This is a genomic window from Enterococcus sp. AZ077 (assembly GCF_051714965.1).
GTDB classification, from domain to species: Bacteria; Bacillota; Bacilli; order Lactobacillales; family Enterococcaceae; genus Enterococcus_B; species Enterococcus_B hirae.
Genome location: NZ_JBIOSX010000001.1, coordinates 156,163 through 181,798 on the forward strand (window position 1 = coordinate 156,163; position 25,636 = coordinate 181,798).

Consider the following 25,636-nt stretch of genomic DNA (forward strand, 5'->3'; position numbering starts at 1 on the left):
TTGTATACACAAGTTATCTTATCCATACTATACTTGTTTCTTCCTACTATTGCAAGCGTTTTACAATCGAAAAATGAAAAAATGTAATCGTTACACTTGGCTTAGTGTAGGGATATGTGAAAAGAGGGGGCGATTGAAATAACAAAAAAGCTGTAGTATAGTTTATATGCGAATAAAAGAAATTGAATATTAAGTGGAGGAAATGTAATGAATAAATTTAATGAAATTTTTTTAGATTTAGAGCAAAAAATTTTGGATCAACAATACCCTCCGCATACTTTGCTCCCTAGTGAAAATCAGCTGATTCAAATTTATGGTGTTTCACGAGAAACAATTCGAAAAGCGCTTAACCTGTTAACGACTGAAGGTTATATCCAAAAGAAACAAGGAAAGGGTTCGATTGTTTTAGACCGCAATCGATTTGATTTTCCAATTGCAGGATTAACAAGCTACAAAGAATTACAGGAAACACAACGAATCCCAAGTGAAACCATCGTTCAATTAATCGAAGAAACAGAAGTGGACCAATCATTGAGTGAAATAACAGGCTGGAAGAAAAAAACGCCGGTTTGGCATTTGGTTCGTCAAAGGAAAATCAATGGAGAAGTGGTTATATTAGATCGTGATTATTTATTAAAAAATGTGGTACCAACTTTAACAGCAACACAAGCTGCTGGCTCGATCTACGAATACTTTGAAAATGAATTGCAACTAACGATTGCTTACGCCCAGAAAGAAATTACCGTTGAAGAAGTAACTCCTGAAATCGAAGAGATGATGGATCTACATGGAGATCGCTATGTCGTGGTAGTAAGAGGACTGGTTCACCTCGAAGATACAAGGTGTTTCGAGTATACAGAATCAATTCACCGTTTAGATAAATTTCGTTTCGTCGAGTTTGCTAGACGTCGTAAAGTCTAAGCAATTATTACTATGAGCAGAATGTTTGCTTCTGATACTTTTGTCGTTATGATTAAAAGAAAAAGGAGGCGTTTTTAGTGGGCGATTTCAAGAAAAATGAGCGTGATTTAAAAGAGGAATTATCTCCAATTTCATATGCTGTGACGCAAGAAAACGCAACAGAAAGACCATTTAGTGGGAAATATGATGATTTCTATGAAAAAGGGATCTATGTCGATATTGTCAGTGGGGAACCATTGTTTAGCTCAGCCGAAAAATACGATGCGGGATGTGGCTGGCCGGCGTTCAGTAAACCAATCACTAGAAAAGATATTAAAGAAAAGGCCGACTTTTCTCATGGTATGCACCGAGTGGAAGTGCGAAGCAGTCAAGCAGATTCTCATTTAGGACATGTATTCAATGATGGTCCTGCTGAAAAAGGCGGACTACGTTATTGCATCAATTCTGCGGCTTTAAAGTTTATTCCATATGAAGAAATGGAAGAACAAGGATATGGAGAATATCTATCACAAGTTGAATAAGGAAGAGCTTTATTTTTGGGTAAAAAATCTTGAGACAATTTTTGATTGTTTCAAGGTTTTTTCTTATTTATCTTTATTGAAGCGTTGTTTCCTGAATATTGATCCTTTGTTTTGAGGAAAGTGCTGAAACTCTGATCGTTCAAATTAAAATCTCTTGCAAAAAATGTTTATCCTAAAAACCTTGATAAACTTACGTTAAAAAGGAGAAGCGTAGCTCGATCTTCTGTTCTCTTTTTTCAAAAGAAAAAGTATGCTACAATGGAAGAAAATATGCGAACATATGTGTGTGAAAGAAAGAGGATAACAGATGTATGAATATCTTACAGGTGTAGTAACCTTTATCAATCCTTATTATTTAGTAATCGAAACAAATGGGATCGGTTATCAAATTGCATTAGGCAATCCCTATCGTTATAGTAGTAAGCTAAACAAAGAAATCAAACTTTACGTCCATCAGGTCATTCGAGAAGATGCACATCTTCTGTACGGATTTGATTCTTTAGAAGAAAAACAATTATTTTTAAGGTTAGTTAGTGTTTCAGGAATTGGACCAAAAAGTGCCTTAGCGATTATGGCTAGTGATGATCATTCAGGATTGATTCAAGCGGTTGAAACAGGGGATGTGACTTATCTGACCAAATTCCCTGGTGTGGGTAAAAAAACAGCTCAACAAATGATTTTAGATTTAAAAGGAAAATTTGGCGAATTAAGTATTGATACGCCCTTCAATTTATTTGATGAAAGTACAGCACAAGATGCGACGGCATTATCAGAAGCAATGGAAGCTTTATCAGCACTTGGATATAGTGATAAAGAGGTCAAGCGGGTCGAGAAACAACTAAAAGAAGTAGAAAATCTCACAACAGATGAATACTTACGCCAAGCTTTAAAATTAATGATGAAAAAATAAGGAGGGAAAATGATGACCGATGAACAGTTATTATCCCCTGAAACGGGCGAGAATGAATTAAGTTTAGAAAAGACCCTCCGTCCACGGTTACTTTCCCAATATATTGGTCAAAAGAAAGTGAAACAGGAACTCAAAATATATATTGAAGCTGCCCGTCACAGGGAAGAACCATTGGATCACGTTTTGTTATATGGTCCGCCTGGATTAGGGAAAACGACAATGGCAATGGTGATTGCGAATGAAATGGCAGTCAATATACGAACAACTAGTGGTCCCGCAATCGAGCGACCTGGAGATCTAGTCGCTATTTTAAATGAGTTAGAAGCTGGCGATGTTTTATTTATTGATGAAATTCATCGATTACCTCGAGTAGCAGAAGAGATGCTTTATTCTGCCATGGAAGATTTTTACGTGGACATCATGGTTGGACAAGGACCAACTGCTCATCCTGTTCATTTTCCTTTACCACCTTTTACATTAATTGGCGCAACAACTCGTGCAGGTATGCTTTCAGCGCCACTTCGTGATCGATTTGGGATCATTTCTCATATGGAATATTATGAAGAAGCTGATTTAAGAGAAATCGTGATTCGTTCTGCTGATATTTTTCAAACAGAGATCATTGAAGAAGGTGCACTGGAAATTGCTAGACGTTCAAGAGGAACACCACGGATTGCTAACCGCTTGTTAAAAAGGGTACGTGATTTTGCACAAGTACAGGGAGATGGCAAGATCAATCAAACCATTGCCGATCAAGCATTAACGTTGTTACAAGTCGATCAGGCAGGTTTGGATTATGTCGATCAGAAACTATTACGTACGATGATTGAATTATATGGTGGCGGACCGGTTGGATTGAGTACGTTATCTGTCAATATTGGTGAAGAAAGAGAAACTGTTGAAGATATGTATGAACCTTTTTTGATCCAAAAAGGTTTCTTGAAACGGACACCTCGTGGAAGGATCGCCACACCATATGCCTATGAACATTTTGGATATGATTATCAAGTATAAAAAAGGATACTTGAATCGACTGTCCATATAAATACTTTTTCAAGAAAATCGTAGAACTAGAAGTCTTTGTAAAGAAGATAGGAGATGATGAGATGGGCGATACACCGCATACTAAGCAATTGATTAAAAACGTATTGATTGATTTATGTCAAAAGCAGTCTTTTCAAAAGATCAGTGTACAGAAAATCGCCCATGAGGCAGGCATCAATCGCCAAACATTTTACTACCATTTTACAGATAAATACGATTTGTTGCGATGGGTGTATTACGAAGATTGTTTATGCTATTTAGATCCTCATTCTCTTTCTTTAGACAACTGGGAAGAGCAAGCATTAAAAATGTTGAAGGCAATTGCTGCACAAAAAGAATTTTATGCGAACACTGTTACATCTGACCAAGAAATACTACAAAAAGAGTTTACTGCTGTTATCCAGCAATCATTTATTAAGATTTTTGATCAAATGGATGAAGAAAAGCAGTTATCAAAAGCGGACAAATTGTTTTATGCTCGTTTTTTTTCTTATGGATGTAGTGGGGTTCTAATCAATTGGATTACACATGATTACGAAGAGACGCCTCTAGAAATCGCTGTCCAATTGTTCCGCTTAGCCAAAGATACAGAATTATATTCCTATCGGTTGTATGCAAAAGAAGAGCTGGAAACAAATGATTAGAAGGAGAGCAAACATGACGAAAGTTTTATTTGTATGTCTAGGAAATATTTGCCGTTCACCAATGGCAGAAGGTTTGTTGAAGAAAATGGTAGCTGAAGACGGACAATCTGATCGATTTTTGATTGATTCTGCAGCGACAAGCACTTATGAAGTGGGGCGTTCACCTCATAAAGGAACAAAGAAAATTTTAGAAATTGAGAACGTGGATACGAGTCAAATGATTGCACGCCAAATCACAGAAGAAGATTTTCAACGATTTGATTGGATCATTGGCATGGATCAATCTAACGTAGAGGATTTACAACGGATGGCACCGACCGACGCACAACATAAGATCCATTTATTTTTAAGTCGGGTTCCTGGAAAAGAAACACAAAATGTTCCTGATCCATACTATACCGATAACTTTGACGAAACTTACCAATTATTGACTGAAGGGCTCAAGTATTGGATGCAAGAATGGAAAAAAGATAAATAAAATAACGATATATCTATATAGGTAACGCTTTCTTTTCGTTGCTCAGTATAGATAATATTCTTGTTATTTCGTTAAATCTTAGGTAGAATATAGTTAATTAAGTAACACTTTCTTAGCTAAAGGAGGAGTGCATTCAATGAACGAAGAAACAGTATCACCAATGAAGAAATTGACCAAGTTAGTCACGCATACGTCGTATCAGCTTTTTGATTCTTTTGTAAATGACACTGAAAAAATAGCAGAGAATGTACGTTTGCAAGGAAAGTTTGTTTTAGAGCTGCAAAAAGCAGCTACTCAACATAGTTTAGTGATTTTACAAGTAAGAGCCAATCGAAAAAGTAATAAGTACGAAACGATTTCAGGCTGGGTAGCTACAAAAAATGTTGAAAAAGAAGTAGTCATGATTCGCCTACAAAACAAGGAACAACAAATACGAATGGTTCCAATTGATCAAATCGAAAAAATCACCAGTCTTTCTCCAGCAGGAGATCAAGAGCGGTTATCTAAATAGAAGCAAAAAAAGCGATGGAATAGATTCTTCATTTTCCGTCGCTTTTTGCTTTTTTTCATATGATGTTGGCGAAGAGAAAACTTAAAATCAATACTAGAGCAGTACATAATTAAGTCATGAGGATAGATGGATTTTATCAATCAATAGAGAGGTGTTATGGGTGCCAAAGAATCGTTTGATTAATTATATGACCAAAAATTGGAAGATAGCCGGATGGAATATATTTGATTCTTTATTCCTTTCTGCAGCTGCAATCGTTGTTTCTTTAAATATAGTGTTCGTCCTATTTCCAGATTTGGATAACTATTATACAAACGCATTAAATTTATTTTTGATTGGTCTGATGATGGTGTTTGTTGGCTTGGGAGAATCAGTAAAATCTAAAGTTGGAAAACGAATCGATGTCTTAGTTGGCAGTGTTTGGGTAATTTATTTATGCCTCTATTACTTTACAGGTTTTCATAATCCTACTTGGATGAATTGGCATTTTTTTTGATACGATAAAACGAAAACCAAGAATGATACTTTGAAAAATTGGTAAGACTATTAGGAATGACAAAAGCTGGCTAGTTGGTGATAGATAAACTAAAACACAAAATGGTTGAGACAAAACTATTTTTCAGGCTTGTCTCAGCCATTTCTAGTTCAATAAAAAAGTCCTGCTAGCCGGGGAGCTAGCAGGATAAGGAGTTAAAAATGAAAAAGTGTTGTTAGGGTTGTTTGTTGGTATGCTTATATATTACTCAGGAGTTGTGAATTTTTTGTGACGAAAGTTTTTGGAAGTTGGTAATTTTTTTAGGAAAATATATTTCTGCTAGCCATTTGACTAAATAGTTAAGTACATCCAATGGATTCATTCAAAAAGTAATTTTGTCAGTTATCTGTTGATTCTAATGACTTAGTAAAAAATTCAGAGCCGAAAATAGAAGTAAAATACACAGGTTCCTTCTTGTATATATAAATAGAGCATATTTGAAGCACTTTTCCACTGTTAGATGCAATCTAATAATGGAAAGTTACTTCAAATATGCTCTGTTCATTTCACAGAAGTGATGATAGTACACCGTTCCTTCTTTTAGAAGAATGATCGTCCTAGATGCCGTTACTCTACAACAGGTGTTTCTTTTTTAACCATACTCCAAATCAAGCCAATTACTAAACCAATCAATGCTGGGACGATCCAACCCATTCCTAATTTAAAGAATGGCAGATAATTCGTTGCGAAGTCTAACAACGTTTTGACAAAGCTGGTTTGCTTGATTCCGTCTGGGCAAGCATTTAAACCGTCTAAAATTGAAGCAATTAGTGTAAAATAAGTGGTCATGCGGTAAACAGCAGGACGTTGTTTAAACAATGGACCCACAAGAACGAGTAAGATCAAGGTCATTGCTAAAGGATAAATAAACATCAAGACAGGTAATGAAATTTGGATGATATTTGTCAATCCCACAGTAGCGACCAAACAAGCAAGTGCACTAGCTAGTGTCACAAATACAATGTAATTTCTTTTAGGAAACAGATCGGTAAAGGTTTCTGCGAAAGCAGTGATTAGTCCAATCCCTGTTTTTAAGCAAGCAAGGATCACAATAAGAGCGAGCAAGATACTGCCATAAGTTCCTAAATAATGATCTGCGATTTGCGCTAGTGCGATCCCGCCATTTGAACTTAAAGCAAATCCACCGAGACTCATTGTCCCCACATAAGCAAGTAATGTGTAGATGATTCCCATCAAAACGATACTGATTGCACCAGATTTGATCGTATCCTTAGCAATCTCAGAAGGCTTTGTTACGCCCATATTGCGAATCGTAGTAACAATAAGGATACCAAATGCTAAGGCAGCAAGTGCATCTAACGTATTATATCCTTGAGTAAAACCAGTAAAGAAAGCATGTTCTTGATAACTAGGTTGGACAGTAGCTTGATCGATTGCACCCAATGGATGAATAAAAGCAAGTACCAACAAGATTCCTAGTAAAATCAAAAAGGCAGGATTAAGGAATTTTCCTACATAATCAAGGATTTTAGTAGGCCGTCTGGATAACCACCAAGCAGTGAAGAAAAATAAAATACTAAAAATAACTAAAAATACATGTTGTTGCTTGGCTTGGATAAATGGAGCTAAACCAATTTCAAAAGAGGTAGTTGCTAATCTTGGTAAGGCGAAAAACGGTCCGATGACGAGGTAAAGCAAAACAGTAAAAACCAAAGCATATTTTTTGCCGATCCGTTCTGCTAATTCATAAACCCCTGATGTTTTTGAAACACCGATGGCAATTACACCTAAAAAAGGTAGTCCGATCCCAGTTACTAAGAAGCCAAGATTGGCCCAGAAAACGGCAGAGCCAGATTCTTGTCCCATGTGAACGGGAAAAATCAAATTACCAGCACCAAAAAATAAACCGAATAACATTGAACCGATAAACATACTTTCTTTGAACGTCAATTTTTTTGTCATAGATTTCTCCTTTACTTATTTATACTTTTTTTAAAGTAACAAAAATAACGTAGTTTAGCAATGTTTTTCTAATCAAATAATGAGTATAAAGTATTGATCTTGAGTTGAAATAATCATTATATCCTGAGTGGTTCTGTGAGAGAGTAATTGAAGGGGAGATGCTCTATAAGTAATTGACCAAAAAATCTGGAGGCTGAGCCAAAACTTGCCTCAGTCGCTTCTAGAAGCTCTAAAACCGAATAAATGGTGAGACAAAAGTGGCATCTTCGGAAATTCCTTCTTATTCTTGATGCGAAACACTTTTGTCTCAATCTCATATTCTAAAGATTTTTTGCGGCTTATAAAAAAGAGAGTCCTAACATACTTTTATCAATCTATTTTTTTTAGTATGGATTGTTGTCAGTATTTCAAAGTGATTGTTTTTCGTATTTCATTCGATAAATGATCAATAACCCAATAAACCAAACAGGAGTTAAGAGTAAGGCAATACGTGTGTCTTTGCCAAGAAATAAAACTAGACAAATGAAAATCATGTAGGCAAAAACAAGAAAATTACTATAAGGATAAAAAGGCATTTTGAACGTATGCTCTTTTTTACCTAACATACTTTTACGATATTTTAAGTGAGTGTAAACGAGTATTCCCCAGATAAATAAAAAGCAAGTAGTCGCAATACTGCTGACGAGTGTAAATACTTCACTAGGCATCACATAATTTAGGATAACGGAAATAAAAATCACAATAGTTGAAAAAACTAACGCATTTCCTGGTACACGGTGAGAAGTCAACTGATGGAATTTTTTAGGCGCGCTACCTTCTTGTGAAAGAGAGCGTAACATACGTCCTGTACTGTAGATCGCGCTGTTACAAGCAGAAGCCGCAGCACTCAATACGACTAAATTAATCAAAGAAGCGGCTATGGTGATCCCAATTTCTGAAAACACTTCGACAAATGGGCTGTTGTTCGCATCTAAGCTATTCCAAGGATAGATAGACATGATAACGAACAAAGAACCAAGGTAAAAAAGAATGATTCGAATAGGAATATTATTGATAGCTTCGGGTAAGACTTTCTCAGGGTTTTTGGTCTCACCAGCAACCAAACCGACTAATTCGATTCCTGTAAAGGCAAATGTGACCATCTGAAAGGAAAGAATGAATCCTTTTGTACCAGTTGGGAAAAAGCCGCCATGTGACCAGAGATTGGTGATACTAGCAGGTCCAGCACTTGTTTTGTAATGGGTAAGAATCATGTAAATACCAACAATAATAAATGCAATAATGGAAACGACTTTGATCAAAGCAAACCAAAATTCTAATTCACCAAATAATGAAACAGCCACCATGTTTAAACCAAGCAGTAAAATCAGAGCGATCAATTCAGGAAGCCATTGTGGGACTCCTGGAACCCAGTAACGGACATACATCCCGATCGCTGTCAAATCCGCCATAGCGATCGCAACCCAACAAAACCAATAAGTCCAACCTGTTACGAAAGCAACTTTTTTTCCAAGATATTCTGCAACAAAATCAAGAAATGAATGATTATTTGTATTAGATAATAAAAGTTCACCTAAGGCACGCATAATAAAGAAGCAAACGCACCCGGTAATAAGATAAGCCAGTAAAATAGAGGGACCAGCTAATTGAATCGTTTTTCCTGCTCCTAAGAAAAGACCTGTTCCGATCGCACCACCAATCGAAATCAATTGAACGTGTCTATTCTTAAGTCCACGCTGTAGTTCTTGTTGCTCTTCAACCATTGTTTAATCATCCTAACTAAAAAATTTGATAATTTCTATATTAATAGAATTTTCTAAAAATTACAACTTAATTCAGAAAATATTCAAAAATTCATTTTCAAACAAATGCAATCAGACCAATCAATCTAAGAAGAGAGGACTGATCGACTGATGAATTAATGAATGGTGTTCAAATAGATTGCAGATAAACATGAGAAAATAGTGAATCATTTCCCAAAAAAGGAAAAGCCTTTATCAAAACGAACCTGTCGTTTCGGATAAAGGCTTTCTTCTATTTTTTTAAGATACGTGATAAAAACTCTTTGGTACGTTCTTCTTTTGGATGAACAAAAATATCATCAGAGGTTCCTTCTTCAGCAACAACACCTTTATCCATGAAGATGACACGATCAGAAACATCTTTTGCAAATTCCATTTCATGTGTCACGATAATCATCGTTAAACCAGTGTGAGCTAAGTCTTGAATGGTATTCAAGACTTCTCCGACCATCTCAGGATCAAGTGCTGATGTTGGTTCATCAAATAACATTACATCTGGGTCCATTGAGAGGGCTCTAGCGATTGCCACACGTTGTTTTTGACCACCTGATAATTGAGAAGGTTTGGCTTCAATATAACGTTCCATTCCAACTTTTTCTAGATTTTCAAGAGCGACTTTACGAGCTTCGTCTTTGTTTCTTTTTAAGACAGTCGTCTGACCAGACATACAGTTTTCTAAGACATTCATGTTATTGAAAAGATTGAACGATTGGAATACCATTCCGACATTTGTTCGATATTTAGGCAAGTTATATTTTGGCGCAAGAATATTTTCGCCATTATACATAATTTCGCCACCAGTAGGTTTTTCTAAAAGGTTGATGCAGCGTAAGAAAGTTGATTTACCAGAGCCAGAAGAACCAATGATGGTTACAACTTCACCTTTATGGATATCCATGCTGATGTCTTTTAATACTTCATTTTCACCAAAGCTTTTTCTTAAATGATTGATTTTAATGATTTCTTCACTCATGATTCTTCCTCCTTATTCCTGCAAGTTGGCGTTGTCAACTTCTTCAATTTTTGTATAGGCTGAAGGACCATCGATTTTTTTCTCCACTACACGCAAGATTCTGGTAATCGTAAAGGTCATAACCAAGTAGATGATACCTACGATTGTAAATGTTTGGAAGAATTGGAAGTTTGCTCCTGCAGCAGAGTTCCCTTGGAAGAATAGATCAGCTACACCAATAACACTTAAGACTGCTGTATCTTTGATATTGATAACAAATTCATTCCCGGTCGCAGGTAAGATGTTACGTAAGACCTGAGGAACAACTACTTTTCGCATTGTTTGTCCATGTGTCATACCAATTGCTTGCGCTGCTTCAAATTGTCCTTCATCGACAGCGAAAATACCACCACGGACGATTTCAGTCATATAAGCACCAGTATTGATCGATACGATGAATAAGGCAGCAATCGTACGATCAAGGGAGATTCCAAAGGCTAATGCTAATCCGTAAAAGACGACCATAGCTTGAACCATCATTGGTGTTCCACGGAATATTTCAATATAAATCGATAGTAGTAAATTTGCTAACTTTTGGAAGAAACGTGTCACGGCATTGTCAGACTCAGGAATAGAACGGAAAACACCGATCAACAAGCCTAAGGTAGTTCCAATAACTGTCCCAATCAATGCAATAAATAACGTAAGTCCTGCACCACGAAGGAACATATTCCCATATTGATCCCAAATCGTTTTGAAATCAGTGAACAAACCAGCTTTTTCTCCCTCTGTATTTGTTGAAGCGGGTTGATCTTTGATTGCTTGATCCATAATTTCTGTACGTTCTTTTTGAGAGATACCGCTAAGAATTTGGTTAACTTTTTGGATATCTGGGTCACCTTTACGCATTCCAATAGCGATTTGGACATCTTCAGGATTTGTTTGAAAACCATTCTGACCAGTAAATTCTAACATTTTTAAATCTTTATTGACGCTAGTTGCTGTTACCCCTTCAGGTCGTTCGCTGACGTAACCATCAATCATACCTGAAGCAAGAGCGGTACGCATCGCAGAGAAGTTATCCATTGCTTGTTGCTTTTGCACATCAGGAATTTGATCGATGACATTATAATGGAAAGTATTCAATTGAGCAGTAATCTTAGCATTTGATAGATCCGCCAAACTTTTTGCATTGGCATATTTACTATCTTTTTTGACGACTACAACAAGTTGTGATTCATAATAAGGATCGGTAAAATCAATTTCTTTTTTACGTTCTGCTGTGGGGCTCATCCCAGCAATGATCGCATCGATTTTGCCAGATTGTAACGCAGGGGCTAATCCATCCCATTTGGTTTGCATGATGACTAATTTTTTCCCTAATCCATCCGCAACTTTTTTGGCAATTTGGACATCATAACCACCAGCATAGCTTTTTTGACCTTGGATCGGTACAGCGTTGTTGGCATCTGTTTGCTGTGACCAGTTGAAAGGGGCATACCCCGCTTCCATACCTACACGGAACTCATCTGTTGGTGTTTTCTCATCGGCATTCACGAAACTTCCTACAGGGAAGAATGAAAAAATAAATGCCATCAATAGGGTAAGTGTAACTGAACTTTTTTTCATAATCTTTCTCCTTTTCTTTTTACACATACGGCTCGACGATTTCATCAGGAATGAAACGGGCGAAGTTCCGCTTCAGCTAACTTAATTTTACTGTCAGATAGACGTACTTATCAAATTAACTGTTTACGCATAATTTTTTTACGAGCGGTTAAACAAATGCGTTGCAGTAGCTTATCAGGAGAAATAAAAAACGACCGCTTCAAGAATATAAAAGGGTCGCTAACATTTCACAAAAGTGATAAACCTCTCACAAAACATAGCGCAACTTAGCATCACTGCTAAGACAGTCCACAAGCTCTTAACTTGTGTCCCAACGTAAACTTCAAGCAAAGAAGAGTACATTTCGGCGATCTTCCCTAGTCCTGCTTCACGGTGTTTGCTTCACTCCACAGGGTTAATGATTCTCGCGACCTCTACCTCATTGATTGAGGTATCTCGTATTCAGTTATTTATACAAAAAATAGTTTACGATAGACAAAGCACTTTGTCAATCTATAACAGAAGTTTTCTTGTGAAGTATTGATAGCTATAGAAAATTTCTATAATTATACAAAAAATAAGAAAAATGATATTCAAAAAGAGCGAGAGTTGTAAAAGAATAATTATTCATTAAATAAATAAAAATTAGGACACGAATCTATTTAAGTGTCCTAATTCCTACTTATTATATAAAATAAAGCAGTCGAAAAGATGAGCTGCTTAGCAATAGCTGACCCAATCAATCATTTTCGATCCTGACTTTCTGTATATTATGCTGTTTTACTAACTACTTTTTTTTCACGACCTAAGATTGCTTGAAGAATAATCGTTACGCCATAAATAGCCAATATTAGATAAATCAGACTTGAATATTGAGTGATTCCCCAACCCCATGTTCGGAAAATAACTAAGGTAATCGCTAAAACGATCGCAGCAAGTACATTGAAAAATGCAAATGCCCAAAGATTTCCATTTTCTTTACGAGCAAGGTAAAAAATTGAAAAATAAATACTTAATGCTAACCAGGCGATACAAGCTAAAATCACGCCCCAGTAAATAATGGATGGTACCATACCAACTCACCTCACTTTTGTTCTATATGCTTGGTTTATCGTACTATTAGATAGCAATAGTGATGATCATACCGAAGAATCTAGCAGTATTGTAGCACGTTTTCATTGGTTTGTCAGTCTATATTGTGAGATGTTTCTCAAAAAATGAAATCGTTTGAATAAAAAGTACGATCAATCAATAAACGAAAGATAGATGTATAATAAGAGAGAGGTGAAAGGAAATGAAAAAAGTAACCGTTGAAGAAGCGGTAGCAACAATAGCCACTAGTTCAAAAATCACTTTCCTAACTGGCGCTGGGGTATCAACGCCTTCTGGTATTCCCGACTATCGATCGTTAAAAGGAATCTATCATGGATTGGAACAACCCGAATACCTTCTAAGTCATGAAGCAATGAACAATGAGCCACAAAAATTTTATTCATTTGTGAAAAAAATCTATCATCCAACAGCAAGACCAAATATTATTCACTTAGAAATGGCAAAGTTAGCCTCAAAAAAGCAAGTTTGGGTAGTTTCCCAAAATATCGATGGATTACATGAAAAAGCGGGAAGTCCAAAACTTGTGAATTTTCACGGAAATCTTTATCATTGCTATTGTAGGAAATGTGGGAACACCGTTTCTTGGGAAACCTATTTACAAACAGATCAACATGCAACATGTGGGGGACAAATTCGACCAGATATCGTGTTGTATGGGGAGGGATTTAATGATGAAGTCATAGAGCGAGCAACATCGGCTGTTCAACAAGCAGAGTTGATCGTCATCGTCGGAACGAGTTTTCAAGTACACCCGTTTTGTGACTTAATCCAATTTCGTAATACGAAGTCTCAAATCTTAGTAATCAACCAAGAGCCAATCCAGTTAGACCAAGAATATGATTTTCTGCAAACGGACGGTGCTATAGTATTTGAAAAATTATCAAAAGGAGCAAATTATGACCATTAGAACAGAAAAAGAAAAAATGATTGCTGGCGAATTATATTTTGCTAATGATCCGGAATTAGTAGCGGATCGTCAATACGCAAGAAGCCAAAGTACGATCATCAACCAAGCAGAAACAGCAGAGCTACGTTCTCAATTACTAAAAGAAACCTTTGGAAAAACGGGAGAAAAAATCTACATGGAGCCAACGATCAATTTTGATTATGGTTACAATATTCGTGTAGGTGAAAACTTCTATGCGAACTACAACTGTACATTTTTAGATGTAAGTACGATCGAAATCGGCGACAATTGCATGTTTGCGCCAAATGTTCAACTTTATACAGCCACTCATCCACTTCATCCAGTGAAAAGAAATAGTGGCTTAGAATATGCGAAACCAATCAAAATTGGTCATAATGTCTGGCTTGGTGGTGGTGTGATCGTTACGCCAGGTGTTACGTTAGGAAACAATGTCGTGGTTGGAGCGGGTTCTGTTGTAACTAAATCTTTTCCTGATAATGTAGTGATTGCAGGTAATCCTGCTCGAGTAATCAAAAAAATATTAGAAGATCAACAACCAGAAAAACTTGAAGACTTACGTCAAACAATCGATCAGATTGATCAACAAATCGTCAAATTACTAGAAAAACGTATGGACACGGTAACGAAAATTGGCGAAACCAAACAAGCATCGAAAAAAGCAGTCTATGACGAAAAAAGGGAGCAAGAAGTATTAGAAAAAATCGCTAGTCGGTTAGAAAATACGAAATATAAAGAAACGATCACAGCGACATATATCGATCTTATGAAACATTCTCGTGACTATCAAAATGAATTAAATGGGGAGAAAGTGGATGATTGATGGAGAAGCACGGCGCAAAGAGATTCTGCATACCCTGGCAAATGAAGAAAAACCGGTCAGTGCCAGCAAATTCGCTTCACGTTTTCAAGTGAGCCGTCAAATCATTGTCGGAGATATTGCGTTGTTGAGAGCATCAGGTGCGACTATTATTGCAACGGCAAGAGGTTACGTTCTTGAAACCAATGAAACACAGAACGGCTTAGTGAGCAAGATTGCTGTCCAACATGGTCGTGAGCAAACAGAAGAAGAGTTGCGCTTAATTGTTGAAGCCGGTGGCGAAGTTTTAGATGTCATTGTAGAACATCCTTTATATGGTGAATTGACAGGCATGCTTCATATCCAAACAACTCAAGAAATTGAATTGTTTATGAAACGTTATAAAAAAAGTAATGCTACGTTGTTATCTGAGCTGACCGATGGGATACATCTGCATACCATCCGTTATCCAGATACTAATGTGTTGAAAACGATTAAGCAACAGTTGATAAAAGCAGGAATTCTCTACGAAGGCTAATGAAGAGCAGAGTAGTCTGAGATGAATATTTAAGAATGTTAAATAGTGAATAACTGGTATGATTTGTCCATTTATGAATCGTACCAGTTATTTTATTTTTTTGAAAAAATAAGCGTTCGACTATTTTATTTATAAATTACAATAATACGGAATATGAATAATTCAAGCACTATTCTTCTACATAATAAAAAAATAGTGGGAACCAAGTTTAGCAATAGATATTTTTAATACATATTAAAGTAAAGGAGTTAAACCAAATGGATAAATTCACTAGCAAAACAGTACAAGGAAATGGGGAAAAGGCTAAAGTCACAGCAAACATCCAAGAAAACGCAGAAGTGAAAGACCAAAAAGAAGTAAATTCCAATATGCCTTTTATCCAGCAAAAAATAGAAGAAATTTTCACTTTACAATGGGGAATTCAAGAAGTAGAACAAAAATTAGAACAAGAATTAGAACAAGAATTAGCAGCAAAACAAAGCTTCATTAGCCTCTGTAAAAAAAATCAGAATCAGAATATTGAGGAAATTAGTAACAAATTCAACGAGTTAAACAAAACAAGTGGAATAGTCAATCCAATTCCGACTTTCATCAATCAAAAGTTAGAAGAAACTTTCCTATTGAACAAGCGTATTCTGGAAATACATGACACAACAGAAATAGATAGTAAGTCAAAGAAATCAATGATTGAGAACTTAGAAAATTCGAAGGATAAGCTTATGGATCAATTAATTAAGAAAGTTAGTGAAGAATTCAACGAACTAAGAATGGATAAATCAATTAGCGAAACAGTTCAAGGCAATGATGAAAAGGCTGAAGTCACAGCAAACATCCAAGAAAACGCAGAAGTGAAAGACCAAAAAGAAGTAAATTCACCAAATAATCTACTGAAAACAAGTGGAACAGTAAATACAAATATGCCTTTTATCCAGCAAAAAATAGAAGAAATTTTCACTTCACAATGGGGAATTCAAGCAATAGGACAAAAAGGAGAACAAGTATTAAATAAATCAAGATTTTACCGCGTTACATACTTTAAAAACCAGAAGAATCAGAATATTGAGGAAATTAGTAACAAATTCAACGAGTTAAACAAAACAAGTGGAATAGTCAATCCAATTCCGACTTTCATCAATCAAAAGTTAGAAGAAACTTTCCTATTGAACAAGCGTATTCTGGAAATACATGACACAACAGAAATAGATAGTAAGTCAAAGAAATCAATGATTGAGAACTTAGAAAATTCGAAGGATAAGCTTATGGATCAATTAATTAAGGAAGTTAGCGAAGAATTCAACAAATTAACAAAAGAACAATCAAAACAGACATTAAGAAGCATGAAAGAAATACAAAAGGTAAAAAACACAAGTCAAAATCCTTTATCTAAAAGGGCAAACTCTTCACCACAAAAAGCAGAACCAGATCAAAAGAAGTCAAGATAGTAATATAAGTTGCAATAACATTGAATATGAATTATTCAGGTACTATTTTTCTACATACTAAAGTAAAGGAGCTAAAACAAATGGATAAATCAACTAGCGAAACAGTTCAAGGAGATAGTGAAAAGGCTAAAGTCACAGCAAACATCCAAGAAAACATAGAAGGAATTTTTATATTTGACGAAGTGATTCGAGAAACTCAAGAAATGGTAAGAACAAAGGAACTGATAAGATCAGGAGAATCACTGATTGCGATCTTAATAAATCGAAAGGAACAGTATATTAAGGAAAATAGCAGAAACCTCAACGAATCAAAAAAAGAACAAACACAACAGGCATCAAGTAACATGAAAGAAATGAAAAAGGTAAGAAATACAAATAAAAAGCCTTCATTGCTAAAGGTAATGTTCAATAAACTAATGAGAAGGTCAAAAAATAAGGACAAAAAAGAAGTAAATTCCCCAAATAATCCAATAGAACCAAGTGGAATTGAAAATACGTCTTTACTCAAACAAAAGATAGGAGAAATTTTCATATTTGACGAAGTGATTCGAGAAACTCAAGGAAAGGAACTGACAGAATCAGGAAAAAAAGTGAATGAGTACGTAAAAAATCAGAAGAATCAGCTTATTGAGGAAATGAGCAAAGAATTCAATGAATCAGACAAGGCAAGTGGAATCGAAAACCCCGTTTCGTCTTTAATCAATCAAAAATTAGAAGAAAATTTTGAGGCGAATCAATTCGTTCAAAAATACGAAAAAGATGTAAGCACACATACTTCCGCAATGGTACTATCGATTAAGTTATTAAAAAATAAGAAGTATGCTATTGAGGAAACTATTGGAAAAATCAACGAATTAAAAAAACAACCACAACAGACATTAAAAAGCATGGAAGAGGTACAACAGGTAAAAAATACAAGACAAAATCCTTTATCTAAAAGGGCAAACTCTTCACCACAAAAAGCAGAACCAGATCCAAAGAAGTCCAAGATAATGCAACAAGTAGGCCAACCGGATCAAAGTCGGTCATGATATCTGAAATGGTTAAGGTAAGATCGTTACACTAAGAGAATAATATTGTAGTACAAGAGTTTACGTACTTGAAACTAATGAAACAAAGAACGGCTTAGCGAGGAAAAGAGTTGCCTGGGCTGAATATATAAGAACATTAAATAATAAATAACTGGTATGATTTATCCATTTACGAATCGTACCAGTTATTTTATTTTTGGGAAAAAGAAGGAAGAAACTAGTTTCATTTTTTAAGTAAAATGGGACAATAGGAAGTTTTGCAGCTGAATTTATTTTTTGATTCTGCTTTTTTACAGAAGTATTCGTGACATAAATAAAATATAGGAGTTGAAGCGCATGATAGGATGGATCTGTCAGTTTGAAGATGTGATTCGCTTTTTGGATGATGAAATTAGCGTAAATTTAAAGCAAGCTAACTTACGAATAGCAACATTCAATGCATTTTCAAATAAAAATCAGACTGAAATAAGCCTCCTAAATAAAGGGGAGGATGCTCAATCTAAGCTAATAAAAGAACAATCTCAACGCTTGTCTATGAAAAATTATGCACAGAAAGATATTAGTTATCTATCGAAAGAAAAGCTTGCTGAATATGCAAATATAGCAGAACAGCGAATCATCGAATGAAAGACAAAGAATTCTGGAGATAAAGTACTGGAACAACAAGCTAGTTTTTGGAAGGGGTACAATAAAGTTGCTATCTGAATTAAAGAGTATTGAAATGTTGGAAAAGCGGAAAAGAAATATAATAGAATTCCCCTTTTTATACGAACAAAGCACCGTTGAACAAACGATCAGTTGGTTCGATGAAAACTGGGGATCGGATTTCGATAGAAGTGGGCGCACAAAGGCTCTCTTAAAAAAGAATCTTACCATTTGTCAAGAGGATCTAGAATTTAGAGCACAAGCAGATAAATTACAAGATGAGGTGAATAAGCGACCTGTTTCAGAAATAAATGCATTTTTAAGAGCAGTGGCAGAACGAATAGTTAAAATACAAACAAAACTACAAGAAATCGAATTAAACTCTTCTGAATTTGACTGGCGGGACCTAGATTCTGCAAAAAAAGAATTAGAGAAGTGGAAAGGTTTCGTGGTGGAAATATACAAGTCGCAGGCTGTTCTGATACAACCTTATCTATATGATAAAAATACAGTTGAGGATAAAATAAAACAATTGCCGAGTAATAATGCCACGCTCTTTAATTTGATGGCTAGAAAAAGATGCGAGAAAGATCTTGCGTTACGATCTGAAGCAGAAACAATAATTGAAAATATAAAATGCAAAAATACTCCAGAAATAGTACATATATTAAAAAAAATAGAAGGTCAAATTGAAAAAATTAAAGTTGGGATCAATAAATTAAAAGTATCAAATTCTGAATTAGAGACAGAAATTACTAAAAATCAATTAATGCAAAAAGATGAGCTAATAGGAGAACGCAAAGATCAATTAAAAATCTTGACTCAGCAACTTCGTGCTCAGCGAGAGAATCAATGCTATGCGCAACAGAACGGAGAACAACAGTTAGACAAATGGATGGAAATGATTGGTGAAATAAAACGTTGGGCAAAAACAAACAAGATAGACCTATTGGAGTTGGAAAAGAATCTGACGTTAAGCCCATCTCTAGAGAATCTAGGGCAGAAAAAGATAGTAGAAGGCACAACTAGAGCGGGAGGTAAACTTGAACGACAAGAAGAAAAGTTGGGAGAAAATAGACATAGTAAAGACAGAAACCAGTTTAATGGACAACGAACACATCGCTGATTCTTAGTAATATAAAAAAGGAGTGGGGCTCCCCACGTCAAAAAGCAACATCTTCGAAAAAATGAGTAGCGATTTCCGAAGATGTTGCTTTTTAGTTCAATTTCTTACGAGTCATTTAGATTGAAATACAACTTTCAATCATTTTTATTCAATCACCAATACGCCTTCTTTAAGGGCAAATGGATTCTTTTCGTTGATATGGTCGTAGAACATCACGCCGTTGATATGATCAATTTCGTGTTGGACAACGATTGCCTCATAATTTTTCAAGCGGATTTTATGTTTCTCGCCATTCATATCTGTATAAGAAACCGTGATCTTAGCGTGGCGGACTACGTAGCCAGGTACTTCTCGATCAACAGATAAACAGCCTTCTCCTTCGCCAAGGCAAGCATCTTGAACTGAGTGACTAAGGATTTTTGGATTATACATTACCGTACTTAGCGTGGGTTCTGTTACTTCTGGATCAGGGCTTGGCACGTGTACAGCAATGATGCGTTTAGAAATATCTAGTTGAGGAGCAGCTAAACCAACTCCTCCACGTAAGTTTAATTCTTCCGCTTTGATTGGATCTTGGCTATTTTTCAGGAATTCGAGCATTTCTTTTCCTAGGTCGATATTTTCTTTGCTTAATGGGAGAGCAACTTCTTCAGCTACTTCCCGCAAAGTAGGATTTCCTTCACGGATGATATTATCCATTGTGATCATGGAATATGTACCCCTTTCTTTTTAGACAGTTATACGTCTATTTTCGCATTATAGTTTAACATAAAATTTAAAAAGTAGGAGAAAGTTTGTTTAAAAACTAAATTTTCTTAATGATTCTTCACTTGATTTCTCCCGTAGATTCAGGTAAAGTATAGCTGTATGCGTAAGGCATATCGCCTGTTACTTGGTTAAGCGAATCACCAACGTTTTACTCAGTCACAGGGGAATAATCGAAAGAGGTGAAAGAAATGGCAATTTCAAAAGAACGTAAAAATGAAATCATCAAAGACTATGCACGCCATGAAGGGGATACTGGTTCTCCAGAAGTACAAATCGCTGTATTAACGGAAGAAATCAACCACTTGAATGAACATGCACGTATGCATAAAAAAGATCATCATTCATACCGTGGCCTAATGAAAAAAGTTGGTCACCGTCGTAACTTGTTAGCTTACCTACGTAAGACTGATGTACAACGTTACCGCGAATTGATCAAACGCTTAGGTCTACGCCGTTAATTTTGACAAAAAGAGTGGGGTTCAAATGAATCTCACTTTTTTTACTGTAATACCTAATACAACCATTCTCGAAAAAAGCATGATAGACTCCTACTAACCAAATGAAAGCTGGATAAGCGACGTTTGGCGGTTTTCATTTGTTTAGTAGCGTCTTGCTTTCACGAGAAAGAAAAGGAGTAATTATGTCAGAAAAACAAATATTCAAAACGACATGGGGAGGCCGTCCCTTACAAATCGAAGTCGGTCAATTAGCAAAACAAGCGAACGGAGCAGTTTTAGTTCGCTATGGAGATACTGTAGTTTTAAGTGCGGCAGTTGCTTCAAAAGAAGCAAAAGATACTGACTTCTTCCCGTTGACGATCAACTATGAAGAAAAGATGTATGCTGCCGGTAAAATTCCTGGAGGATTTATCAAGCGTGAAGGTCGTCCAAGTACAGAAGCAACTTTAACGGCTCGCTTGATCGACCGTCCGATCCGCCCAATGTTTGCGGATGGCTTCCGTAACGAAGTTCAAGTAACCAACATCGTGATGAGTGTTGAAACAGATTGTTCACCTGCGATGGCTGCAATGCTAGGTTCTTCTTTAGCATTATCAATTTCAGATATTCCATTTGATGGACCAATTGCTGGTGTCGAAGTCGGCCGTGTGAATGGCGAATATGTCTTGAATCCAACAGTTGAACAAGCGGAACAAACAGATATTGAACTAAGTGTTGCAGGTACAAAACAAGCAATCAACATGGTTGAAAGTGGTGCGAAAGAAGTTTCTGAAGAAGATATGCTTGGAGCATTACTATTTGGTTTTGATGCAATCAAAGAATTAGTTGCTTTCCAAGAAGAAATCGTCCAAGCTGTCGGCAAAGAGAAAATGGAAGTTTCTTTGTTACAAGTAGATGCAGATTTGAAAAAAGAAATCTTTGATGCTTCTTATGCTACGATGAAAACGGCTGTTATGACAGAAGAAAAACTAGCTCGTGAAGACAATATCGAACAAGTAAAAATCGATATTCGTGAAGCTTATGCCGAAAAATTTATCGGGCATGAAGAGGAAGATCAATTACTAAAAGAAGTAAAACAAATTACTGAGGACTTAGAAAAAGATGTAGTTCGTGAATTGATCACGATCGACAAGATTCGTCCTGATGGGCGTAAATTGGACGAAATCCGTCCACTAGCTTCAGAAGTAAGCTTGTTGCCACGGGTGCATGGTTCAGGTTTGTTTACTCGAGGACAAACTCAAGCATTATCTGCTTGTACCCTTGCGCCACTAGGTGAACACCAAATTATTGATGGACTGGGAGTAGAAGTTAGCAAACGATTTATCCACCATTACAACTTCCCACAATTTTCTGTTGGTTCAACAGGGCGTGCGGGATCACCTGGTCGTCGTGAAATCGGACATGGTGCTTTAGGTGAACGTGCACTAGCACAAGTGATTCCTTCAGAAGAAGATTTTCCTTATACAATCCGTTTAGTGGCAGAAGTTTTAGAATCGAATGGTTCTTCTTCACAAGCAAGTATCTGTGCTGGGACATTAGCATTGATGGATGCCGGTGTACCAATCAAAGCACCAGTTGCAGGGATTGCAATGGGACTTGTTTCAGATGGCGAAAACTATACGATTTTAACAGATATCCAAGGATTAGAAGATCATCTGGGAGATATGGACTTTAAAGTGGCTGGAACTAAAGATGGGATAACTGCTCTACAAATGGATATTAAGATCCAAGGAATTACGGAACAAATCCTAAAAGAAGCGCTAGCCCAAGCAAAACAAGCACGTATGGAAATCTTAGAAGAATTGACTTCAACGATTGCAGCACCTCGTGAAGAATTAAGCCCATATGCACCGAAAATCGAAATGATCCAAATCGACCCTGCGAAGATCAAAGATGTGATCGGTAAAGGTGGCGACACAATCAATGGTATCATTGAAGAAACTGGTGTGAAAATCGATATCGATCAAGATGGTAAAGTAAGTATTGCTTCATCTGATAAAGAAATGATCCAAAAAGCAATCAAGATCATTGAAGACTTAACCAAAGAAGTAAAAGTCGGTGAGGTTTATCTAGGAAAAGTAGTTCGTATTGAAAAATTTGGTGCTTTCGTTAACTTGATTAAAGGAAAAGACGGATTGGTTCACATCTCTCAACTTTCAAATGACCGTGTCAATAAAGTAGAAGATGTAGTCAAATTGGGTGATGAAGTCCTTGTCAAAGTAACTGAGATTGACAAACAAGGTCGCGTAAATCTTTCTAGAAAAGCGATGTTAACAGAAGATGGTTCTGAAAAAGAAACAAAATAATCGTTTAAGCGATAAAATAGCAAAAAGAATAATCTGAAGGGTGAAATGCCTACGCCAGTGAAAAATACTTGTTTTTGCTACATTGAAAAAGAAGGAGTGAGACAATGTCTTACTCCTTCTTTTTATAGCTAAAATCCCTCTGGAAAGTTTACTTGGATAAAAGCTATTCATAATCTTTGGTCTAATTTTCAAAATAACGTAAAATAAAGGTGTATTTTTTAAGGAGGGAACGAGATGCTTTATTTTTTTCTGACTTTGATCGTTGGTGGCGTTTTAGGTCTGTTCGCTGGATTGATCTTAAATGAGGATGTACCTGGCGGTGTCACTGGAAATGTAGTGATCGGTTTTTTAGGAAGCTGGTTAGGAGAATTTGTTCTTGGTGAATTAGGTCCCTCGATCAAAGGATTCTACCTCATCCCTTCATTGCTAGGAGCTCTTTTTTGTCTCGGTGTGTATTCATTTTTAGCAGACTATATCCGTCGACATTACTAAATGAAATCTTGTATAATGATTTGACACTTCGTAGGGGTCTCTAGTTAAGTAAATCACATGAAATAAAAGATCAATGATTTGTGAAGAAAATACGATAGTGAACGAAAGTAGAAAAGAGGGGGACAATTGACAACAAAACACAACACTAAAAAAATTTCAATGGCTGGTCTATTAGTTGCGATGGGCGTAGTTTACGGAGATATTGGAACGAGTCCACTATATGTAATGAAGGCCATCGTAGAAGATAACGGAGGACTACGAGGTATCAATCCTGAATTTGTCCTTGGTTCGGTGTCATTGATTTTTTGGACACTAACATTACTTACCACAATCAAGTATGTGGTGATTGCGTTAAATGCCGATAACCACGGTGAAGGTGGGATTTTTTCTTTATATACACTGGTCAGGAAAGGGAGCAAATACTTGATCGTTCCGGCAATGATCGGTGGAGCTGCTTTACTTGCTGATGGAGTATTGACCCCAGCGGTGACTGTCACGACAGCAATCGAGGGGTTAAGAGGTATCCCACAATTTTTTGATCGATTCGGTAACAATCAAAATATTATTGTCATTATTACATTAGTCATCATTTTCGTATTATTTATGGTTCAACGATTCGGTACCGAGATAGTAGGAAAAGCGTTTGGCCCGATCATGTTTTTATGGTTTACTTTTTTAGGTGTGATGGGTTTAATAAATTTCAGCCAAGACTGGACGGTGATCCGAGCGTTGAACCCCTACTACGCGATTCGCCTACTTTTTAGTCCAGACAATCGATTAGGTCTCTTTATTTTAGGAAACATCTTTCTGGCTACGACAGGGGCGGAAGCATTGTATTCTGACTTGGGGCATGTGGGGAAATTAAATATCCGTTTAAGTTGGCCTTACGTTAAACTTTGCTTAGTATTGAATTACTTCGGACAAGCGGCTTGGTTACTGAATATTTATCAAAATCAAGAGGTGCAACAAATCAATAATCTCAATCCATTTTTCCAAATGTTACCTAAAGGTTGGTTGATTATTGGCGTTGGGTTTGCTACGATCGCTGCGGTCATTGCTTCACAGGCTTTGATTACTGGATCATTTACATTGGTATCAGAGGCGATTAAGTTAAAACTCTTACCACGCTTGAAAATCATGTATCCAGGAAACAGTATCGGTCAGATGTATATTCCCGCGGTTAATTTGATTTTATGGTTGGCTTGTTCGTTGATCGTGGTTACTTTCCGAACATCACATCATATGGAAGCAGCCTATGGACTTTCAATTACTGTCACGATGTTGATGACGACGGTACTTCTTTATTTCTATTTGATCCAAAGCAACTATTCCAAATGGTTCGCCTGGATTGTGTCTTTCTTTTTTGGTGCGATCGAGATCATCTTTTTCATCTCAAGTATCGTGAAGTTTTTCCACGGAGGGTTTGTTGCGGTGTTGATGGCGATCATTATTTTAGCTGTCATGTTTATTTGGGAACAAGGAAATATCATCCGTGAGTCTGCTGCGGAAGATGTGGCATTAAAAGATTACATTCCACAATTAGCGGAATTAAGAGATGATCACTCATTGCCACTTTATCAAACTAATGTGGTGTTCTTAGTACCAGATATGGCCGAAGGAAAAGTTGGTAGACAATTTGTCTACTCGATTCTGGACAAACGACCAAAAAGAGCACGTGTATATTGGTTCGTACATGTGGAAGTGACGGATGAACCTTATACGAAAGAATACCAAATCGATATGATGGATACTGATTTTGTCGTACAAGTGAATCTCTTCTTAGGATTCAGAGTACAACAAGAAATCAATGTCTATGTTCGTCAAATCATTCATGATTTGATGAAACAAGGAAGATTACCAAAACAACCGCAGACTTACTCGTTAACTCCGGGAAGAGAAGTCGGTGATTTCCAATTTATCTTGATTGATGAAGTGATCTCAAATGTGACGACTCTCAGCAAATGGGAACGACAAATCATGCAAGCAAAACTTGCAATTAAAAAAATTGCGACCACGCCAGAAACTTGGTTTGGTTTAGAGTATAGTGAAGTAAAGCATGAAACAGTACCGTTACTAATTGGTGTAACAAGAAAAACGTGGTTAAAAGAACGGAAAAATTAAACTTTAGCGAATAAAGTATTCAA

General features: G+C 36.4%; 25 protein-coding genes and 1 riboswitch. Of the genes, 19 read left to right on the plus strand and 6 right to left on the minus strand.

What is annotated here, in order from left to right:
* The first annotated feature begins 207 nt into the window (after nt 1–207).
* The 8 genes from treR to IGL28_RS00805 all read left to right on the plus strand — a co-directional run bounded on the left by treR (nt 208) and on the right by IGL28_RS00805 (nt 5,525).
* A complete protein-coding gene (treR, locus tag IGL28_RS00770) occupies nt 208–921 on the plus strand; it encodes a trehalose operon repressor (protein WP_063626425.1) in 714 nt (237 codons plus the stop codon).
* A 77-nt stretch (nt 922–998) separates the two neighbouring features.
* On the plus strand, nt 999–1,442 hold the full coding sequence (msrB, locus tag IGL28_RS00775) for a peptide-methionine (R)-S-oxide reductase MsrB (protein ID WP_034698687.1): 444 nt from the start codon (nt 999–1,001) through the stop codon (nt 1,440–1,442).
* A gap of 307 nt (nt 1,443–1,749) precedes the next feature.
* The gene (gene ruvA, locus IGL28_RS00780) at nt 1,750–2,352 is read left to right on the plus strand and encodes a Holliday junction branch migration protein RuvA (RefSeq protein WP_010720373.1); all 603 of its coding nucleotides are present in this window, start codon (nt 1,750–1,752) and stop codon (nt 2,350–2,352) included.
* A 12-nt stretch (nt 2,353–2,364) separates the two neighbouring features.
* A complete protein-coding gene (ruvB, locus tag IGL28_RS00785) occupies nt 2,365–3,366 on the plus strand; it encodes a Holliday junction branch migration DNA helicase RuvB (protein ID WP_010720372.1) in 1,002 nt (333 codons plus the stop codon).
* Nucleotides 3,367–3,458: 92 nt separating this feature from the next.
* Nucleotides 3,459–4,040: a TetR/AcrR family transcriptional regulator gene (locus tag IGL28_RS00790; protein ID WP_010720371.1), complete on the plus strand. Its 582-nt coding sequence runs from the start codon at nt 3,459–3,461 to the stop codon at nt 4,038–4,040.
* 13 nt (nt 4,041–4,053) lie between these two features.
* Nucleotides 4,054–4,518, plus strand: coding sequence for a low molecular weight protein-tyrosine-phosphatase (locus tag IGL28_RS00795; RefSeq protein ID WP_081128334.1), 465 nt, complete (start codon nt 4,054–4,056; stop codon nt 4,516–4,518).
* A 136-nt stretch (nt 4,519–4,654) separates the two neighbouring features.
* Nucleotides 4,655–5,029, plus strand: coding sequence for a hypothetical protein (locus tag IGL28_RS00800; protein ID WP_010720369.1), 375 nt, complete (start codon nt 4,655–4,657; stop codon nt 5,027–5,029).
* Between the two features lie 160 nt (nt 5,030–5,189).
* On the plus strand, nt 5,190–5,525 hold the full coding sequence (locus IGL28_RS00805) for a hypothetical protein (RefSeq protein WP_081128333.1): 336 nt from the start codon (nt 5,190–5,192) through the stop codon (nt 5,523–5,525).
* Nucleotides 5,526–6,131: 606 nt separating this feature from the next.
* On the opposite strand, the gene brnQ is transcribed toward IGL28_RS00805, so the two are convergent.
* From brnQ to IGL28_RS00830, 5 genes are all read right to left on the minus strand, one after another.
* On the minus strand, nt 6,132–7,487 hold the full coding sequence (brnQ, locus tag IGL28_RS00810) for a branched-chain amino acid transport system II carrier protein (protein ID WP_010736841.1): 1,356 nt from the start codon (nt 7,485–7,487) through the stop codon (nt 6,132–6,134).
* Between the two features lie 407 nt (nt 7,488–7,894).
* Entirely contained in the window at nt 7,895–9,250 is a 1,356-nt protein-coding gene (locus IGL28_RS00815) for an amino acid permease (RefSeq protein ID WP_081128331.1), read from the minus strand.
* A gap of 271 nt (nt 9,251–9,521) precedes the next feature.
* Entirely contained in the window at nt 9,522–10,262 is a 741-nt protein-coding gene (locus IGL28_RS00820; protein WP_010720365.1) for an amino acid ABC transporter ATP-binding protein, read from the minus strand.
* Between the two features lie 12 nt (nt 10,263–10,274).
* Nucleotides 10,275–11,870: an ABC transporter permease subunit gene (locus IGL28_RS00825; protein ID WP_081128330.1), complete on the minus strand. Its 1,596-nt coding sequence runs from the start codon at nt 11,868–11,870 to the stop codon at nt 10,275–10,277.
* Nucleotides 11,871–12,119: 249 nt separating this feature from the next.
* A riboswitch (Lysine riboswitch) is annotated at nt 12,120–12,294 on the minus strand.
* Nucleotides 12,295–12,619: 325 nt separating this feature from the next.
* Nucleotides 12,620–12,922, minus strand: a complete 303-nt coding sequence (locus IGL28_RS00830) for a hypothetical protein (RefSeq protein WP_010736843.1) — start codon at nt 12,920–12,922, stop codon at nt 12,620–12,622.
* Nucleotides 12,923–13,143: 221 nt separating this feature from the next.
* Here IGL28_RS00830 and IGL28_RS00835 point away from each other — a divergent pair, with 221 nt between their 5' ends.
* The 7 genes from IGL28_RS00835 to IGL28_RS00865 all read left to right on the plus strand — a co-directional run bounded on the left by IGL28_RS00835 (nt 13,144) and on the right by IGL28_RS00865 (nt 19,468).
* The gene (locus tag IGL28_RS00835; protein WP_010736844.1) at nt 13,144–13,869 is read left to right on the plus strand and encodes an NAD-dependent protein deacylase; all 726 of its coding nucleotides are present in this window, start codon (nt 13,144–13,146) and stop codon (nt 13,867–13,869) included.
* A complete protein-coding gene (locus tag IGL28_RS00840; RefSeq protein ID WP_081204151.1) occupies nt 13,859–14,710 on the plus strand; it encodes a chorismate mutase in 852 nt (283 codons plus the stop codon). The genes IGL28_RS00835 and IGL28_RS00840 overlap by 11 nt, the downstream gene beginning before the upstream one ends.
* On the plus strand, nt 14,703–15,224 hold the full coding sequence (locus IGL28_RS00845; RefSeq protein ID WP_081128327.1) for a transcription repressor NadR: 522 nt from the start codon (nt 14,703–14,705) through the stop codon (nt 15,222–15,224). Before IGL28_RS00840 ends, IGL28_RS00845 begins: the two co-directional genes overlap by 8 nt.
* A 338-nt stretch (nt 15,225–15,562) precedes the next feature.
* Nucleotides 15,563–16,666: a hypothetical protein gene (locus tag IGL28_RS00850; protein ID WP_438843872.1), complete on the plus strand. Its 1,104-nt coding sequence runs from the start codon at nt 15,563–15,565 to the stop codon at nt 16,664–16,666.
* Between the two features lie 80 nt (nt 16,667–16,746).
* Nucleotides 16,747–17,697, plus strand: a complete 951-nt coding sequence (locus IGL28_RS00855; RefSeq protein WP_081128324.1) for a hypothetical protein — start codon at nt 16,747–16,749, stop codon at nt 17,695–17,697.
* Nucleotides 17,698–18,033: 336 nt separating this feature from the next.
* Nucleotides 18,034–18,324 (plus strand): hypothetical protein, encoded by a 291-nt coding sequence (locus IGL28_RS00860; RefSeq protein ID WP_232088544.1) that lies wholly within the window; start codon nt 18,034–18,036, stop codon nt 18,322–18,324.
* A 67-nt stretch (nt 18,325–18,391) separates the two neighbouring features.
* The gene (locus IGL28_RS00865; RefSeq protein WP_232088545.1) at nt 18,392–19,468 is read left to right on the plus strand and encodes a hypothetical protein; all 1,077 of its coding nucleotides are present in this window, start codon (nt 18,392–18,394) and stop codon (nt 19,466–19,468) included.
* A 144-nt stretch (nt 19,469–19,612) separates the two neighbouring features.
* Here the strand turns inward: IGL28_RS00865 and def are convergent, their stop codons facing one another.
* The gene (gene def / locus IGL28_RS00870; RefSeq protein WP_010720354.1) at nt 19,613–20,176 is read right to left on the minus strand and encodes a peptide deformylase; all 564 of its coding nucleotides are present in this window, start codon (nt 20,174–20,176) and stop codon (nt 19,613–19,615) included.
* 248 nt (nt 20,177–20,424) lie between these two features.
* Between def and rpsO the strand changes: the two genes are divergently transcribed.
* From rpsO to IGL28_RS00890, 4 genes are all read left to right on the plus strand, one after another.
* Nucleotides 20,425–20,694, plus strand: a complete 270-nt coding sequence (rpsO, locus tag IGL28_RS00875; RefSeq protein WP_010720353.1) for a 30S ribosomal protein S15 — start codon at nt 20,425–20,427, stop codon at nt 20,692–20,694.
* A 182-nt stretch (nt 20,695–20,876) separates the two neighbouring features.
* Nucleotides 20,877–23,000, plus strand: a complete 2,124-nt coding sequence (gene pnp / locus IGL28_RS00880; protein ID WP_063626433.1) for a polyribonucleotide nucleotidyltransferase — start codon at nt 20,877–20,879, stop codon at nt 22,998–23,000.
* 234 nt (nt 23,001–23,234) lie between these two features.
* The gene (locus IGL28_RS00885) at nt 23,235–23,492 is read left to right on the plus strand and encodes a GlsB/YeaQ/YmgE family stress response membrane protein (RefSeq protein ID WP_010720351.1); all 258 of its coding nucleotides are present in this window, start codon (nt 23,235–23,237) and stop codon (nt 23,490–23,492) included.
* Nucleotides 23,493–23,618: 126 nt separating this feature from the next.
* Nucleotides 23,619–25,613: a KUP/HAK/KT family potassium transporter gene (locus IGL28_RS00890; protein WP_010736848.1), complete on the plus strand. Its 1,995-nt coding sequence runs from the start codon at nt 23,619–23,621 to the stop codon at nt 25,611–25,613.
* Nucleotides 25,614–25,636 lie beyond the last annotated feature (23 nt).